We start from the raw sequence: 15,267 nt of genomic DNA on the forward strand, positions 1-15,267 counted from the left end.
CCCGTCGGACACATCCTGGAAGGGGGGGAACCGAGGGGGGACCGTGGAGCGGCGGCGGAGCGGGACCCCGTGACCGCCGCTCCACGGGCCGGGCGAGGCGTCTTCGGCAGGGGGTCCCGCCGGGGACGCCCCGGGAGGCCTCAGCCGAGGACGGCCAGGCTCTTGGCCTTGCCCTTCTGTTCCTCCACCAGCGCCAGGAAGCGGCCCTCGGGGCCGAAGACGCCGACCGCGCCGGCGCCCGCGTACTCCTCGGGCATCTCCAGCCGCACGCCGTTGAGGAGCAGCCGGGCCCGCTTGTCGTCCACGTCCCAGCGGGGGAACGCGGCCGCGGCGGCCTCCGCGATCGGCATCACCGTCAGCTCCTCCTGGAGCTGGTCGAGGGTGCGGGCGGAGTCCAGCTTGTAGGGGCCGACGCGGGTGCGGCGCAGGGCCGTGAGGTGACCGCCGACGCCCAGGTCGGCACCCAGGTCGCGGGCGAGGGCGCGGATGTAGGTGCCGGAGGAGCAGACCACCGAGACGATCAGGTCCAGGACGGGGGTGCCGTCCTCGGCGACGGCGTCCCGGACGTCGTACACGGTGAACGAGGAGATGGTCACCGGGCGGGCGGGGATCTCGAAGTCCTCGCCGTCGCGGGCGCGCTTGTAGGAGCGCACGCCGTCGATCTTGATGGCGCTGACCTTGGACGGGACCTGCATGATCCGGCCGGTCAGCTTGGCGATCCCGGCGTCGACGGCGTCCCGGCCGGTCCCGGAGGCGTCGGTGGCGGAGGTGATCTCGCCCTCGGCGTCGTCCGTCAGGGTGTTCTGGCCCAGCCGGATCGTCCCCAGGTACTCCTTCTCGGTGAGCGCGAGGTGCCCGAGGAGCTTGGTGGCCTTCTCCACGCCGAGGACGAGGACGCCCGTCGCCATGGGGTCGAGCGTGCCGGCGTGGCCGACGCGGCGGGTCCTGGCGATCCCGCGCATCTTGGCCACGACGTCGTGCGAAGTGAAGCCCGACGGCTTGTCGACGATGACAAGGCCGTCGGGCGGGGGCTGCTTGCGGTTCATTCGGCGGCGTCGTCCGTCTCGTCGTCACCGGGCTTCTTGTAGGGGTCGGCGCCGGCGGCGTACCCGGCGCCCGCGGACGCCTCGCGCACCTTCTCGTCGGACTGCCGCGCCCGGTCGAGGAGGTCCTCGATGGTGCGGGCGTTGTCCGGGAGGGCGTCGGCGACGAAGCTCAGCGTGGGCGTGAACTTCACGCCCGCCGCACGGCCGACCTCGGAGCGCAGGACGCCCTTGGCGCTCTCCAGGCCGGCGGCCGCGGCCGCCCGCTCCTCGTCGTCCCCGTACACGGTGTAGAAGACGGTCGCCTCCCTGAGGTCACCCGTGACGCGGGTGTCCGTGATGGTGACGTGGGAGCCGAGCCGCGGGTCCTTGATCCCGCGCTGTAGCTTCTGGGCCACCACCTCTCGGATGAGGTCCGCCAGCCTCTTGGCGCGCGCGTTGTCGGCCACTGGTCCGTCTCCCGTTCTTTCTTCTCTTGCGTTCTCTGGTGTGGTCAGTCGTCGTCTTCGCCGTGGAGGCGGCGTCGGACCGACAGCAGCTCCACCTCGGGGCGGGCGGCGACCAGCCGTTCGCACCGGTCCAGTACATCGGTCAGGTGCTCCGTGTCCCCGGACACCACGGCCAGGCCGATGACCGCCCGGCGGTGCAGGTTCTGATGGTCCACCTCGGCCGCGCTCACCGGGTACTTGCGCTGGAGCTCGGCGACGATCGGGCGGACGACGGAGCGCTTCTCCTTCAGCGAGCGTACGTCGCCGAGGAGGAGGTCGAAGGACAGAGTCCCCACGTACATGAGTAACCGGTTCACCCGCCGGTACGGGATCGACGACCCTGCCCTGGACGGACAGGGGCATCACGAACGGTACAACGATCCCGGCCGCGGCTCGACGGGGTTTTATCCCCGCTCACCGCCGCCGGAACGCCGCACCGGCCGGCGGGGGCAGCGCCCCGCCGGCCGGTGCGAACCGGGGGTGTCACACCCGCGGCTTCTCCCGCATCTCGTACGTCGCGATGACGTCGTCGATCTTGATGTCGTTGAAGTTTCCGAGGTTGATACCACCCTCGTAGCCTTCGCGGATCTCGGTGACGTCGTCCTTGAAGCGGCGCAGGCCCTCGATGTTGAGGTTCTCCGCGATGACCTTGCCGTCGCGGATGAGGCGCGCCTTGGTGTTGCGCTTGACCTCGCCCGAGCGGACCAGGACACCGGCGATGTTGCCGAGCTTGGACGACTTGAAGACCTCGCGGATCTCCGCCGTGCCCAGCTCGAACTCCTCGTACTCCGGCTTCAGCATGCCCTTCAGGGCCGCCTCGATCTCCTCGATCGCCTGGTAGATGACCGAGTAGTACCGGACGTCCACGCCCTCGCGCTCGGCCATCTGCGCCGCGCGGCCGGCCGCGCGGACGTTGAAGCCGATGACGATGGCGTCCGAGCCCATCGCGAGGTCCACGTCGGACTCCGTGACCGCACCGACGCCGCGGTGCAGGACGCGGATGTCGACCTCTTCGCCGACGTCCAGCTGGACCAGCGAGGACTCGAGGGCCTCGACCGATCCGGACGCGTCACCCTTGATGATCAGGTTCAGCTGCTGGACCTCGCCGGCCTTCAGGGCCGCGTCCAGGTTCTCCAGGGAGAACCTGCGCGTGCGCTTGGCGAAGGCGGCGTTGCGCTCGCGGGCCGCGCGCTTCTCGGCGATCTGACGGGCCGTACGGTCCTCGTCGACCACCAGGAAGTTGTCGCCGGCGCCCGGGACGTTGGTGAGACCCAGCACCTGGACCGGGGTCGAGGGGCCTGCCTCGGCGACGTTGTTGCCGTTGTCGTCGAGCATGGCGCGCACGCGGCCGTAGGCGTCGCCCACGACCATCGTGTCGCCGACCCGCAGGGTGCCTCGCTGGACGAGGACCGTCGACACGGCACCGCGGCCGCGGTCGAGACGGGACTCGATCGAGATGCCCTGCGCGTCCTGGGTCGGGTTGGCCCGCAGGTCGAGCGAGGCGTCGGCCGTGAGGATCACGGCCTCCAGCAGCGAGTCGATGTGCAGACCCTGCTTGGCGGAGATGTCGACGAACATCGTGTCGCCGCCGTACTCCTCGGCCACCAGACCGAACTCGGTGAGCTGACCGCGCACCTTGGTCGGGTCGGCGCCCTCGACGTCGATCTTGTTGACCGCGACGACGATCGGGACCTCGGCCGCCTTCGCGTGGTTGAGCGCCTCGACCGTCTGCGGCATGACGCCGTCGTTGGCCGCGACGACCAGGATCGCGATGTCGGTCGACCGGGCACCGCGGGCACGCATGGCGGTGAACGCCTCGTGACCCGGGGTGTCGATGAAGGTGATCTTGCGCTCTTCGTCGTTGACCTCGGTCGACACCTGGTAGGCACCGATGTGCTGCGTGATGCCGCCGGCCTCGCCCGCGATGACGTTCGTCTTGCGGATGGCGTCGAGCAGGCGGGTCTTTCCGTGGTCGACGTGGCCCATGACGGTGACGACCGGCGGACGGACCACCAGGTCCTCCTCGTCGCCCTCGTCCTCGCCGAACTCGATGTCGAAGGACTCGAGCAGCTCGCGGTCCTCCTCCTCCGGGCTGACGATCTGAACCGTGTAGTTCATCTCGTCGGCGAGGAGCTGGAGCGTCTCGTCGGAGACGGACTGCGTGGCCGTGACCATCTCGCCGAGGTTCATCATGACCGCGACGAGCGACGCCGGGTTGGCGTTGATCTTCTCCGCGAAGTCGGTGAGGGACGCACCGCGCGACAGGCGAATGGCTTCGCCGTTGCCGCGAGGCAGCATCACGCCGCCGACCGACGGGGCCTGCATGGCCTCGTACTCCTGGCGCCTCTGCCGCTTCGACTTGCGACCGCGACGCGCGGGACCGCCGGGACGGCCGAAGGCGCCCTGCGTGCCACCGCGGCCACCGGGACCGCCGGGACGGCCGCCGAAGCCGGGACGGCCACCGCCGCCGCCCGGACCGCCGGGACGGCCGGCGAAGCCGCCACCACCGGCACCGGGAGCACCGGGACGGCCGGCGAAGCCGCCGCCGCCACCGGGACGGCCGGCGAAGCCGCCGCCACCGCCGGGACGACCGCCGCCGCCACCGGGACGACCGCCGCCGCCGGGACCGCGACCGCCGGGGCCGCCGCCGGGACGGGGACCGGCAGCCGGACGCTGCGGCATCATGCCCGGGTTGGGACGCGGGCCGCCCGGACGCGGAGCGCCGCCCTGCGGGCGGGGCATGCCGGACGGGGACGGACGCGCGCCGCCCGGAGCCTGCGGACGCGGACCGCCGCCCTGGGCGCCGCCGGGCGCCTGGGGACGGGGACCGGCGCCGGGGGCACCGGGGCCGCCGGGACGCGGAGCGCCGGGGCCGCCCTGCGGGCGCGGGGCCTGCGGACGGGCCATACCGGCGTTGCCGCCGGAGGTGAAGGGGTTGTTGCCGGGACGCGGACCGGCCGGACGGGCACCGCCCGGACGGGGGGCGCCGCCACCGGGACGCTGACCCTGCGCGGCGGCCGGGCGCTGGCCCTGACCGCCCTGCTGGCCCTGACCACCGGCCGGACGGCCGGCGGGACGGGGCGCGCCGGGACGCGGGCCCTGGGAGGCCGGCTTCTGGGCGGCCGGGGGCGCCGGCGGAGCGGTGAACTCCGGGGCGGCCGGGGCCGGGCGCGGGGCGGGCCGGGGGCCCGGACGCGGGCCGGAGGCCGACGGCGCGGGGGCCGACGGGCCGGAGGCCGACGCAGCGGCCGGAGCCGCGGGCGCGGCGGGTGCCGCGGGTTGCGGGGCCGCCGGAGGCTTGGGGGCGGCCGGCCGCGGTGCGGCCGGTCCCGGACGGGCCGCCTGCGCCGGCGAGGGCGCCGCGGGCCTGGGGGCCGCCTTGCGCGGGGCGGGCTTGGCGGACTTGCCGCTGCCACCGCCCTGGAAGGCGTCAGTCAGTTTGCGGACAACGGGCGCTTCGATGGTCGAAGACGCCGAACGGACGAATTCACCGAGTTCCTGGAGCTTGGCCATGACGACCTTGCTCTCCACCCCGAACTCCTTGGCGAGTTCGTATACCCGGACCTTAGCCACTTCGCTCCTTTTAGGTCCGGGTGTGTCCGGACCGTCGCTACTTCATGGGCGTACTCATCGCGTGCTCATCGAGTGCTCATCGCAATCTCGACCTACTTCCAACTCGCGGGGTACCAGAGCCGCACGGAGGTTCCGCGCGACGCCTTCTTACGGTGTCGCCTGCTCGGCAACGGTCGTCTGCTCGACGTACTGGCGCAACACCTTTGTGTCGAGCGCTCCCGGGGCTCGCAACGCCCTCGTGAACGCCCGGCGGCGTACCGCCTGGTCGAGACAGACCGGGGCGGGATGCAGATACGCACCCCGGCCGGGCAGCGTACCGCGAGGATCGGGGACGCAGGCGTCCTCGATCGCCACGATGCGCAGCAGTTCCGTCTTGGCCGCCCGCTCCCTGCATCCCACACAGGTGCGCTCGGGGCATGCTCGGGCTTGCGTCCGGCCAGACACAGTTAAGTCTACCTCCCCGCGGCGACCTCACCCCTTCGGGGCAGCGGTCGCACGGTTGCCGCGCGTACAACTGACGTGATCTGAGCGTGCTACGGCTTGGATCCATTCCCGGGGACGTCACCGCACCGGTCCTCCGGTTCGTCCACGGGGGTGATCCCCCGGCTCACTCGCCGGGCTGCTCGGTGTCCGGCCGGATGTCGATCCGCCAGCCGGTCAGACGGGCGGCGAGGCGGGCGTTCTGGCCCTCCTTGCCGATCGCCAGCGACAGCTGGTAGTCCGGCACCGTCACGCGTGCGGAGCGGGCCGCCATGTCGACGACCTCCACCTTGGACACCCGGGCGGGCGACAGGGCGTTCGCCACCATCTCGGCCGGGTCGTCCGACCAGTCGACGATGTCGATCTTCTCACCGTTCAGCTCGCCCATGACGTTGCGCACCCGGCCGCCCATCGGGCCGATGCAGGCGCCCTTGGCGTTCAGGCCGGAACGGGTGGACCGTACGGCGATCTTGGTGCGGTGGCCGGCCTCGCGGGCGATGGCGGAGATCTCGACGGACCCGTCGGCGATCTCCGGCACCTCGAGCGCGAACAGCTTCTTCACCAGGTTGGGGTGGGTCCGCGAGAGCGTCACGGACGGACCGCGCACGCCCTTCGCCACCCGGACGACGTACGACCGCAGGCGCATGCCGTGCGGGTACGTCTCGCCCGGGACCTGCTCCTGCACCGGCAGGATGGCCTCGAGCTTGCCGATGTCGACGAGCACGTTCTTCGGGTCGCGGCCCTGCTGGACCACGCCGGTGACGATGTCGCCCTCCCGGCCCGCGTACTCGCCGAGCGTCGCGTCGTCCTCGGCGTCGCGCAGACGCTGGAGGATCACCTGCTTGGCCGTGGTGGCGGCGATGCGGCCGAAGTCGGACGGGGTGTCGTCGAACTCGCGGGGCTCCTGGCCCTCCTCGAGGTCCTCGGGGTCCTCCTTCGCCCACACGGTCACGTGACCGGACTCCCGGTCGAGCCGCACGCGCGCGTGGCGGCGGCTTCCCTCGGTGCGGTGGTAGGCGATGAGGAGGGCCGACTCGATCGCCTCGACCAGCAGGTCGAAGGAGATCTCCTTCTCCCGCACCAAGCCCCGCAGGGCGCTCATGTCGATGTCCACGGCTACGCCTCCTCCTCTTCCTTCATGTCCTTCTCGTCCTGCACGTCCTGCTTGTCCTTGCGGTTGAACTCGACCTGGACGCGGGCCTTGTCGATGTCGCCGAAGGCGAGCCTGCGCGTGGTGGCCCTGCGGCCCTTCACGCCCGGCACCTCGACGTCGAGGCCGTCGTCGTCCACGCCGAGGACGCGGGCGACGACCTCGCCGCCCTCGTGGAGCTGGAACTTCACCAGGCGGTCCGTGGCGCGGACGTAGTGGCGGCGCTCGGTGAGGGCGCGCTCCGCGCCCGGGGTGCCGACCTCGAGGGTGTACTCCCCCTCGCCCATCGCGTCCGTCTCGTCGAGCTTCGCCGAGAGCGCGCGGCTCACATCGGCGATCCGGTCCAGGTCCGCTCCGGTGTCGGAGTCGACGACCACGCTCAGCACTCTCTTGCGGCCGACGGAGTCCACGGTGATCTCTTCGAGGTCCAGCCCCTGAGAGGTGACGAGCGGTTCGAGCAGTTCTCGCAGCCTCTCGCTCTGGGTGGTGCTCATCCGGGTGACTCCTCGGCCGCGTGTGCTGTTGTGGGACGGTGCGCGTGTCTGGTCAAAGGGTATCCGGTCGCGGGGTGTGTTGCCGTCCACCGAGTGGCCCACCGGTGCCCGGCGGCCCCCGCCGGCGCCCTCCGGGGCACGGGCGGTGCCGGTGAGTGGTGCCGGCCCGGGGCGCGGGTACGGTGATCACGGGCCTGCACGCGCGTGAGCGGCCCTGATCGGTTCCTTTCGTACGAGATTCCCCGAGGACGTCTGCCGTGCCGTTCCCGCCGCCTGTGCGCACCCTCCGGGGGCCGCGCCGAAGAACTCTGCTCGCCTCGGCCGCCGGGGCCGCCCTGCTGGCCGGGTGCTCCTCCGGCGAGGGGGGCGACGGGAGGGCCTCCGGCGAGGGTCCGTCGGCCTCCGCCCAGGAGCGCGCACGCGCGCGTGCCGCCGCGGACAGCGCGGGGCTGGTGGAGCGCTACGACGCCGTCCTCGCCGCCCATCCGGCGCTGGCGGCGCGGCTGGCACCGCTGCGGGCGGAGGTCGTGCGGCACGTGACGGCGTTCGGCGGCGCGGAGGGGGGCGCGAAGGCGTCCGCGTCGGCCACGGCGTCCGTCCCGTCGGCCGCTGCGCCGTCGGCATCGGCGTCGGCGTCGGTCCCGGTCTCCGGGGCGGTCCCGTCCGCGTCGTCCCCGGTCGTCCCCCTGACGGCGAAGGGCGCGCTCGCCGACCTGGCCGGCGCGGAGCGGACCCTCGCGGACCGCAGGGTCGCCGCCCTGGCGGACGTGCCGGGCGAGCTGGCCCGGCTGCTGGCCTCGGTGGCGGCGGCCGGGGCGGCGCACGCGTACCTGCTGACGGAGGAGGACCGATGAGCGGGCGGGACACCGGTGAGGTCACGGCGCTCCAGGCCGCGCTGACCGCCGAGCACGCTGCGGTGTACGGCTACGGGGTGGTCGGCGGCCGGATCCGCGAGGAGCGGCGCACGGAGGCCCGGGCGGCGTACGACGCGCACCGGGCGCGTCGGGACGCGCTGGCACGCGAGGTGCGCGACCTGGGCGTCCAGCCCGTCGCCGCGAGCGCCGCGTACGCGCTGCCGTTCGCGGTGCCGGACTCCGCCGCGGCGCTCCGGCTCGCCGTCGAGCTGGAGGAACGCGTCGCCGGGGTCTACTCGGACCTGGTGCGGGCGGCCACCGGCGCCCGGCGCCGCGAGGCGGCCGGGGCGCTGCGGGAGGCCGCGGTCCGTGCGGTGCGCTGGCGCGGCGGGAGCGTAGCCTTCCCTGGTCTCGCCGAGCGGGCCGGCGCGGAGACGGACCCGGCCGCCACCGGGGCCGGTGCCGCGGCGACTAAGGCGGGCTCGGCCGCACCGGCGCCCGCCTCGACCCCGACCCCCACACCGACGGCGTAGGCCGGCGCAGGAGAGGACGACTCGCGTATGGCTTTCGAACCGCCGCAGCGTCTGGTCAGGGCGCTCGGCGAGAACGCGCCGGACGGGGACGACTGGCTGGAGAGGCTGCCGGAGACGGCCGGCCGGGCCGTGGCGCTGTGCGAGTCGACCGTCGAGCGGGTGCAGGTGCCCGGCGGCCGCAGCAGCCTGGTGGTGCTGGTGCGGCGTGCCGACGGGACGCCGGCCGTGCTGAAACTGGCCCCGCCCCGGTTCCGGCCGGAGGCGGAGCGGGCCGCGCTCGCCCACTGGGACGGCCTGGGCGCCGTACGGCTGGTGGCGGGCCCGGCGGGGGAAGGGGTGCTCCTGCTGGAGCGGCTGCACCCCGACGTGTCGGTGCGGTCGCTGCCGGAGGCGAAGGCGCTGCTGGAGGCGGCGGGGACGCTGCGCCGGCTGTGGGTGCGGCCGCCCGCCGGGCACTCCTTCGAGACGGTGGCCGAGCGGACCGGGCGGCAGGCCGAGGTGATGCGCGCGCGGGCCGGCGCGGACGTGGCGGGGCTCGTCGACGCGGCGCTCGCGGCCCGCGAGGAGCTGCTGGCCGCGCCGCCCGAGCACCGGCTGCTGCACGGGACGTTCCGGCAGAGCAAGGTGCTCGCGGGTGAGCGGATGCCGTGGCTGGCGGTGGGGCCGGACCCGGTGGTCGGCGAGTGCGCCTTCGATCTGGCGCGGCTGGTCCGGGACCGGGTGGAGGACCTGATCGCCTCCCCGTCGGGGGCGGCGACGACCCGGCGGCGGGTGAAGCGGCTCGCGGAGTCGCTGGAGGTGGACCAGGAGCGGCTGCGGGGGTGGACCCTGTTCCGGGCGGTGGAGTCGGGTGTGCGGGCCCTGCGCGTGGGGCGTCCCAAGGACGCGGAGTTGCTGCTGGAGTTCGCCGGGTGGTTCTGAGGCCCGTCCGGCGGGTTCCCGCGGGGCGGGGTGGTCCGGGGCCGCGGGGGCGTCGGCGCGGGGAGCGCGGCTCCCCGCGCCCCGGGAGCGGGCCGGACAGGGTGGGCCGCCGGGCCGCCCGCGGTCGTCACGGCCGTTCCCCCGCCGCCGGACGTCTGTCACGTCCTGCGCCGGGGGAACGGGTCCGCGGATGATCCGGGACGTGCTCAGGCGGTCGTGAGGCGGGCGACGGCCTCGTCCACCGTCAGCTCCTCGCGCTCGCCGGTCCTGCGGTCCTTCAGCTCCAGGACGCCCTCGGCGGAACGGCGGCCCGCGACCAGGATCTTCGGTACGCCGATCAGCTCGGAGTCGGTGAACTTCACGCCCGGCGAGACCCCGGCCCGGTCGTCGACCAGGACGCGCAGACCGGCCGCCCGCAGCTTCTCGGAGACGTCGAGGGCCAGTTCGGTCTGGAGGGCCTTGCCGGCGGCGACCACGTGCACGTCGGCCGGGGCGACCTCGGCGGGCCAGCACAGGCCCTTGTCGTCGGCGCTCTGCTCGGCGAGGGCCGCGACCGCGCGGGAGACGCCGATGCCGTACGAGCCCATGGTGACGCGGACCGGCTTGCCGTTCTGGCCGAGGACGTCGAGCTTGAGGGCGTCGGCGTACTTGCGGCCCAGCTGGAAGATGTGGCCGATCTCGATGGCGCGGTCCAGCTTGAGGCCGGTGCCGCAGTTCGGGCAGGGGTCGCCCTCCCGCACGACCACGACGTCGACGTAGGCGTCGACGTCGAAGTCACGTCCCGCGACGACGTTCTTCGCGTGCGTGTGCTCCTTGTTGGCGCCCGTGATCCACGCGGTGCCCGGCGCCACGCGCGGGTCGGCGATGTAGGTGACCTTCTCGCCCAGGCCCTGCGGGCCGACGTAGCCGCGGACCAGGTCGGGGCGGCCGGTGAAGTCCTCGGCGGTGACCAGCTCGACGGCGGCCGGCGCGAAGTGCGCCTCGACCTTGTCCAGGTCGACCTCGCGGTCACCGGGCACGCCGACGGCGACGATCTCGCCGTCCACCTTGACCAGGAGGTTCTTCAGGGTGGCGGAGGCCGGCACGCCGAGGGAGGCGGCGAGGGTCTCGATGGTCGGGGTGTCCGGGGTGGGGATCTCCTCGGCCGCGGGCACGGCGGAGGCGTCGACCGGCTGCGACGCGTAGGTGATCGCCTCGGTGTTGGCGGCGAAGTCGCAGTTCGGGCAGTCCGCGAAGGTGTCCTCGCCGGCCTCGGCCGGGGCCAGGAACTCCTCCGACTTCGAGCCGCCCATGGCGCCCGCGGTCGCCGCGCAGATGCGGTAGTCCAGGCCGAGGCGCTCGAACACCTTCTGGTAGGCCTGGCGGTGCAGGGCGTAGGACGCGGCCAGGCCCTCGTCCTCGGTGTCGAAGGAGTAGGAGTCCTTCATCAGGAACTCGCGGCCGCGCAGGATGCCGGCGCGGGGGCGGGCCTCGTCGCGGAACTTGGTCTGGATCTGGTACAGGATGACCGGCAGGTCCTTGTAGGACGTGCACTGGTCCTTGACCAGCAGGGTGAAGATCTCCTCGTGGGTGGGGCCGAGGAGGTAGTCGCCGCCCTTGCGGTCGTTCAGGCGGAAGAGTTCGGGGCCGTACTCCTCCCAGCGGCCGGTCGCCTCGTACGGCTCCTTCGGCAGCAGGGCGGGGAGCAGGACCTCCTGGGCGCCGATCGCGTCCATCTCCTCGCGGACGATCCGCTCCACGTTGGCGAGGACCTTCTTGCCCAGCGGCAGCCAGCTCCAGACGCCGGCGGCGGTGCGGCGGACGTAGCCGGCGCGGACGAGGAGCTTGTGGCTGAGGACCTCGGCGTCCGCCGGGTCGTCGCGCAGCGTCTTCGCCATCAACTGGGACATGCGCTGGACCGGTGCGTTGGCCATGGTGTACGAACTCCTGCCGATCGGGATATTCGCCCCGCTCGGAACGGGCCGAGGGTGGGGAGGGTGCTGCCTGTTGCGGCACTAGGAGGTTAGCCGGGAGCCCCGCGCGGCCGGAAATCCGTTTACGCCCGGCGGAGCGGGAGGGGGGCGCCCATCACGGCGTACGGGCGGGGGGCGCTGGGGAAGAGGACGCGGCGGGCCAGGTCCCGGTAGCCCAGGGAGTGGTACAGCGCGCGGGCCGGGCTGTCGACGTCGATCGCGGAGAGGATCGAGCGCGGCTGGGTCGCGGTGTCGGTGATCGTGGTGATCAGGGAGCGGCCCGCGCCGCGGTTCTGGTGGGCCGGGTGGACGTGGAGCTCGGTGATGACGAAGGAGTCGTCGAGCCAGAAGTCGGTGCCGTCGGCGCGGAGGTAGGGCTCGACGACGGTGGACCACCAGTGGGAGCGGTCGTTGGGCATGCCGTAGACGAAGCCGACGAGTCGGTCCCCGGCGGTCGCCCCGTACGCACGCGCGCCGGGGCTGGTCATGTGACGCAGGACGATCTGCCGGCGGACGGCCACCTCGTCGGGACCCAGTCCGAAGGCCACGGCTTGCACTGCGAGAGCCTCGTCCACGTGGGCGGGAAGGTCCAAGGGGCCGATGACGAGGTCCATGGCGGGAGCCTACAGGGGGGTTCCGGCAGGCCGGGCGGGCGCGGAGGGCACGGGGCGGGCCGGCGCCCCCGCGGCGGAGCCGGACGCGCCCCTCGGGAGAGGCCGCTGCGGAACGGGACGCCTCAGAACAGGACGCTCATGAACGCGCCGGTCTCCTCGAAGCCCACCCTGCGGTACGTCCGCCTCGCCGCCGTGTTGAAGTCGTTGACGTAGAGGCTGACCACGGGGGCGACGTCGGCGAGCGCGTAGCGCAGTACGGCGGCCATGCCGGGGGCGGCCAGGCCCTTCCCCCGGTACTCGGGGGCCACCCAGACGCCCTGGACCTGGCAGGCCCGGGGTGTGGCGGCGCCGATCTCCGCCTTGAAGACGACCCGGCCGCGGTCGTCGAGGCGGGCGAACGAGCGTCCGGAGCCGACGAGTTCGGCGACCCGTGCCTGGTAGAGCAGGCCGCCGTCACCGGTCATCGGGGAGACGCCGACCTCCTCGGTGAACATCGCCACGCACGCCGGCATGATCGTGTCCATCTCGTCCTTGCGGATGCGGCGTACGTACGGGTCCGGGGCGATGTCGTCCGGCATCCGGTCGGTGACCATCAGGGGCTGGCGGGCGCGGACCTCGCGGGCGGGACCCCAGTGCGGTTCGAGGAGCCGCCACAGCAGGGCGGTGGCGTCGACGGGGCCCACGATGGAGGAGCAGCGGCGGCCGGCCCGGCGGGCGCGGTCGGCGAAGGCGCGGACGGCGCGGGGGGTGGCGCATATCGGGACCAGGTTCGCGCCGGCGTAGCAGAGGGACGTCAGCATGCCGTCCTCGTACCAGCCCCACATCTCGCCGCCGAGGCGCCACGGGTCCAGGCCCGCCACCTGCACCCGCGAGGTCACGAAGGCATTGGTGACCGGCTCGCGGTCGAGGACGGCGAGGGCGGCGTCCAGGTCGCTCGGTTCGAGAACCCGGGAGGTGGTCTGCGTCAACACGTGCGGGGCCTCACACTGGGGTCTGCCTGATCTCCGCACTGTACCTGCCGGGGTTGTGCGGTGCCGCCCGTCGCAGGGGGCCCCTGTGCTGTCAACGGGTCCATGATCTTGCGAACCGGGAGAAGCGACGCCCGCGCGTGGCGTCCGGAGCAGCTCGCGGAGCTCTTCAGCGAGGGCTTTCCCGCGTTCATCACCGCCGATCCCGTGAGCAGGGAGTACATCGGCCGGGTCCGGGAGTGGTTCGCCGACCTCGATCTCCTGCTCGTCGACGAGGGCGGGGTGCCGGTCGCCGGTGGGTGGGGCGTGCCGATCCGCTGGGACGGGCGGGTCGACGGCCTCCCCTCCGGGTACAGCCGGAGTCCGGCCAGGGCCGTCGAGGGGCGGGAAGGGGGCGTCGCGCCGGACACCCTGGTGATCTGCGGGGCGATCGTCAGCCCGTCGCTCAAGGGACGGGGGTTGGCGGGGCGGGCGCTGGGCGCTCTGCGGGAAGCGGGCCGGGAGGCCGGCCTGAGCCGGGTGATCGCACCGGTGCGGCCGACGACGAAGGCACGGTACCCGCTGACGCCGATCGACTCCTTCCTACGGTGGCGGCGTGCCGACGGCACGGCGCTGGACCCGTGGATCCGCACGCACGAACGTCTCGGCGCGGAGATCCTCGCGGCGGCGCCGGCCTCCCAGATGATGACCGGGACGGTCGCCGAGTGGGAGGACTGGACCGGCCTGGCGCTGCCCGAGTCGGGCGACTACGTCATCCCGGACGGTCTGAGTGTGCTGCGGGTCGACCGCGAGGCGGACGAGGGGGTGTACCGGGAGCCCAACGTGTGGATGCGGCACCGCTGACGCGGGCCGCCTGCGCGGGATCGGCAGGGGGCGGCGGTGCGGGCCGGTGGGGCGGGGGTGGGTGAGGGCTGGTCGCGCGGTTCCCCGCACCTCTGGACGCCTGCGGCGGTCCAGGGCGCGCGTGCGGCAAGGCGCCCTGCCGGGGTGCGGCAGGGCGCCTCGGGATCTGGTGGGCTCGGGGACCGGGCGGGTCAGCCCGCCACCGACACCTGGGGTTCGCCGGAGGTGACGCCGTCGGATTCCATCTGTTCGGCGATCTTCATGGCCTCTTCGATGAGGGTCTCCACGATCTTGGACTCGGGGACGGTCTTGATGACCTCGCCCTTGACGAAGATCTGGCCCTTGCCGTTGCCGGAGGCCACTCCGAGGTCGGCCTCGCGCGCCTCGCCGGGGCCGTTGACCACGCAGCCCATGACCGCGACCCGCAGCGGGACCTCCATGCCCTCCAGGCCCGCGGTGACCTCCTCGGCCAGTTTGTACACGTCGACCTGGGCGCGGCCGCAGGACGGGCAGGAGACGATCTCCAGTCCGCGCTGCTTGAGGTTGAGGGACTCCAGGATCTGGTTGCCGACCTTGACCTCCTCCACCGGCGGGGCGGAGAGGGAGACGCGGATGGTGTCGCCGATGCCCTGGGAGAGCAGGGCGCCGAAGGCGACGGCCGACTTGATGGTGCCCTGGAAGGCGGGGCCGGCCTCGGTGACGCCGAGGTGGAGGGGGTAGTCGCACTGGGCGGCGAGCTGGCGGTAGGCCTCGATCATCACGACCGGGTCGTTGTGCTTGACGGAGATCTTGATGTCGCGGAAGTCGTGCTCCTCGAACAGCGACGCCTCCCACAGCGCCGACTCCACCAGCGCCTCCGGGGTGGCCTTGCCGTACTTCTGCAGCAGCCGGCGGTCCAGCGAGCCGGCGTTGACGCCGATGCGGATCGGGGTGCCGTGCTCGTTGGCCGCCTTCGCGATCTCCTTGACCTTGTCGTCGAACTGCTTGATGTTGCCCGGGTTGACCCGCACCGCCGCGCAGCCCGCCTCGATCGCGGCGAACACGTACTTGGGCTGGAAGTGGATGTCCGCGATCACCGGCAGCTGCGACTTGCGCGCGATCGTCGCCAGCGCGTCCGCGTCGTCCTGCGTCGGACACGCCACCCGCACGATCTGACAGCCCGCCGCCGTCAGCTCCGCGATCTGCTGCAGCGTCGCCCCGATGTCCGAGGTCCGCGTCGTCGTCATCGACTGCACCGAGACGGGAGCGTCCCCGCCCACCGCCACGGACCCGACCTGGATCTGCCGGCTCTTGCGGCGCTCGGCGAGCTTGGTCGGAACGGACGGCATGCCGAGAGAAATCGCAGTCATCTGCT

General features: G+C 73.2%; 15 protein-coding genes. 4 read left to right on the top strand and 11 right to left on the bottom strand.

Going from position 1 to position 15,267, the window contains the following annotated elements; translation table 11 throughout:
- Positions 1–140: 140 nt before the first annotated feature.
- From truB to rimP, 7 genes are all read right to left on the bottom strand, one after another.
- The gene (gene truB / locus ACZ5FU_RS00155; RefSeq protein ID WP_451531262.1) at positions 141–1,046 is read right to left on the bottom strand and encodes a tRNA pseudouridine(55) synthase TruB; all 906 of its coding nucleotides are present in this window, start codon (positions 1,044–1,046) and stop codon (positions 141–143) included.
- Complete coding sequence (gene rbfA, locus ACZ5FU_RS00160; protein WP_469043999.1) at positions 1,043–1,492, bottom strand: 30S ribosome-binding factor RbfA; 450 nt, start codon at positions 1,490–1,492, stop codon at positions 1,043–1,045. Before rbfA ends, truB begins: the two co-directional genes overlap by 4 nt.
- 44 nt (positions 1,493–1,536) lie before the next feature.
- A complete protein-coding gene (locus ACZ5FU_RS00165) occupies positions 1,537–1,833 on the bottom strand; it encodes a DUF503 domain-containing protein (RefSeq protein WP_451531264.1) in 297 nt (98 codons plus the stop codon).
- 181 nt (positions 1,834–2,014) lie between these two features.
- Complete coding sequence (gene infB / locus ACZ5FU_RS00170; RefSeq protein ID WP_468644917.1) at positions 2,015–5,104, bottom strand: translation initiation factor IF-2; 3,090 nt, start codon at positions 5,102–5,104, stop codon at positions 2,015–2,017.
- Positions 5,105–5,251: 147 nt separating this feature from the next.
- Positions 5,252–5,548 carry a YlxR family protein gene (locus ACZ5FU_RS00175; RefSeq protein WP_451531266.1) on the bottom strand — a complete coding sequence of 99 codons (297 nt, stop codon included), beginning with the start codon at positions 5,546–5,548 and terminating at the stop codon, positions 5,252–5,254.
- A gap of 163 nt (positions 5,549–5,711) precedes the next feature.
- The gene (nusA, locus tag ACZ5FU_RS00180) at positions 5,712–6,698 is read right to left on the bottom strand and encodes a transcription termination factor NusA (RefSeq protein ID WP_382792148.1); all 987 of its coding nucleotides are present in this window, start codon (positions 6,696–6,698) and stop codon (positions 5,712–5,714) included.
- 2 nt (positions 6,699–6,700) lie between these two features.
- A complete protein-coding gene (gene rimP / locus ACZ5FU_RS00185; RefSeq protein ID WP_451531267.1) occupies positions 6,701–7,228 on the bottom strand; it encodes a ribosome maturation factor RimP in 528 nt (175 codons plus the stop codon).
- A 257-nt stretch (positions 7,229–7,485) separates the two neighbouring features.
- Here rimP and ACZ5FU_RS00190 point away from each other — a divergent pair, with 257 nt between their 5' ends.
- Genes ACZ5FU_RS00190 through ACZ5FU_RS00200 form a run of 3 tightly spaced genes read left to right on the top strand, consistent with a single transcriptional unit; the run spans position 7,486 to position 9,536 of the window.
- Entirely contained in the window at positions 7,486–8,082 is a 597-nt protein-coding gene (locus tag ACZ5FU_RS00190; protein WP_451531268.1) for a hypothetical protein, read from the top strand.
- Positions 8,079–8,615: a ferritin-like domain-containing protein gene (locus ACZ5FU_RS00195; RefSeq protein WP_451531269.1), complete on the top strand. Its 537-nt coding sequence runs from the start codon at positions 8,079–8,081 to the stop codon at positions 8,613–8,615. Before ACZ5FU_RS00190 ends, ACZ5FU_RS00195 begins: the two co-directional genes overlap by 4 nt.
- Positions 8,616–8,642: 27 nt before the next feature.
- A complete protein-coding gene (locus ACZ5FU_RS00200; protein ID WP_451531270.1) occupies positions 8,643–9,536 on the top strand; it encodes an aminoglycoside phosphotransferase family protein in 894 nt (297 codons plus the stop codon).
- Between the two features lie 206 nt (positions 9,537–9,742).
- Here the strand turns inward: ACZ5FU_RS00200 and ACZ5FU_RS00205 are convergent, their stop codons facing one another.
- The 3 genes from ACZ5FU_RS00205 to ACZ5FU_RS00215 form a co-directional block, all read right to left on the bottom strand.
- Positions 9,743–11,449, bottom strand: coding sequence for a proline--tRNA ligase (locus ACZ5FU_RS00205; protein WP_451531271.1), 1,707 nt, complete (start codon positions 11,447–11,449; stop codon positions 9,743–9,745).
- 122 nt (positions 11,450–11,571) lie between these two features.
- Positions 11,572–12,102: a GNAT family N-acetyltransferase gene (locus ACZ5FU_RS00210; protein ID WP_451531272.1), complete on the bottom strand. Its 531-nt coding sequence runs from the start codon at positions 12,100–12,102 to the stop codon at positions 11,572–11,574.
- Positions 12,103–12,224: 122 nt separating this feature from the next.
- Complete coding sequence (locus tag ACZ5FU_RS00215) at positions 12,225–13,073, bottom strand: GNAT family N-acetyltransferase (RefSeq protein WP_468835858.1); 849 nt, start codon at positions 13,071–13,073, stop codon at positions 12,225–12,227.
- Positions 13,074–13,175: 102 nt separating this feature from the next.
- Between ACZ5FU_RS00215 and ACZ5FU_RS00220 the strand changes: the two genes are divergently transcribed.
- The gene (locus tag ACZ5FU_RS00220; RefSeq protein WP_469044002.1) at positions 13,176–13,913 is read left to right on the top strand and encodes a GNAT family N-acetyltransferase; all 738 of its coding nucleotides are present in this window, start codon (positions 13,176–13,178) and stop codon (positions 13,911–13,913) included.
- Between the two features lie 191 nt (positions 13,914–14,104).
- Here ACZ5FU_RS00220 and ispG read toward each other — a convergent pair whose 3' ends face one another.
- The gene (gene ispG / locus ACZ5FU_RS00225) at positions 14,105–15,262 is read right to left on the bottom strand and encodes a flavodoxin-dependent (E)-4-hydroxy-3-methylbut-2-enyl-diphosphate synthase (protein WP_468644924.1); all 1,158 of its coding nucleotides are present in this window, start codon (positions 15,260–15,262) and stop codon (positions 14,105–14,107) included.
- Positions 15,263–15,267 lie beyond the last annotated feature (5 nt).

This window comes from Streptomyces sp. NPDC031554, assembly GCF_055580685.1.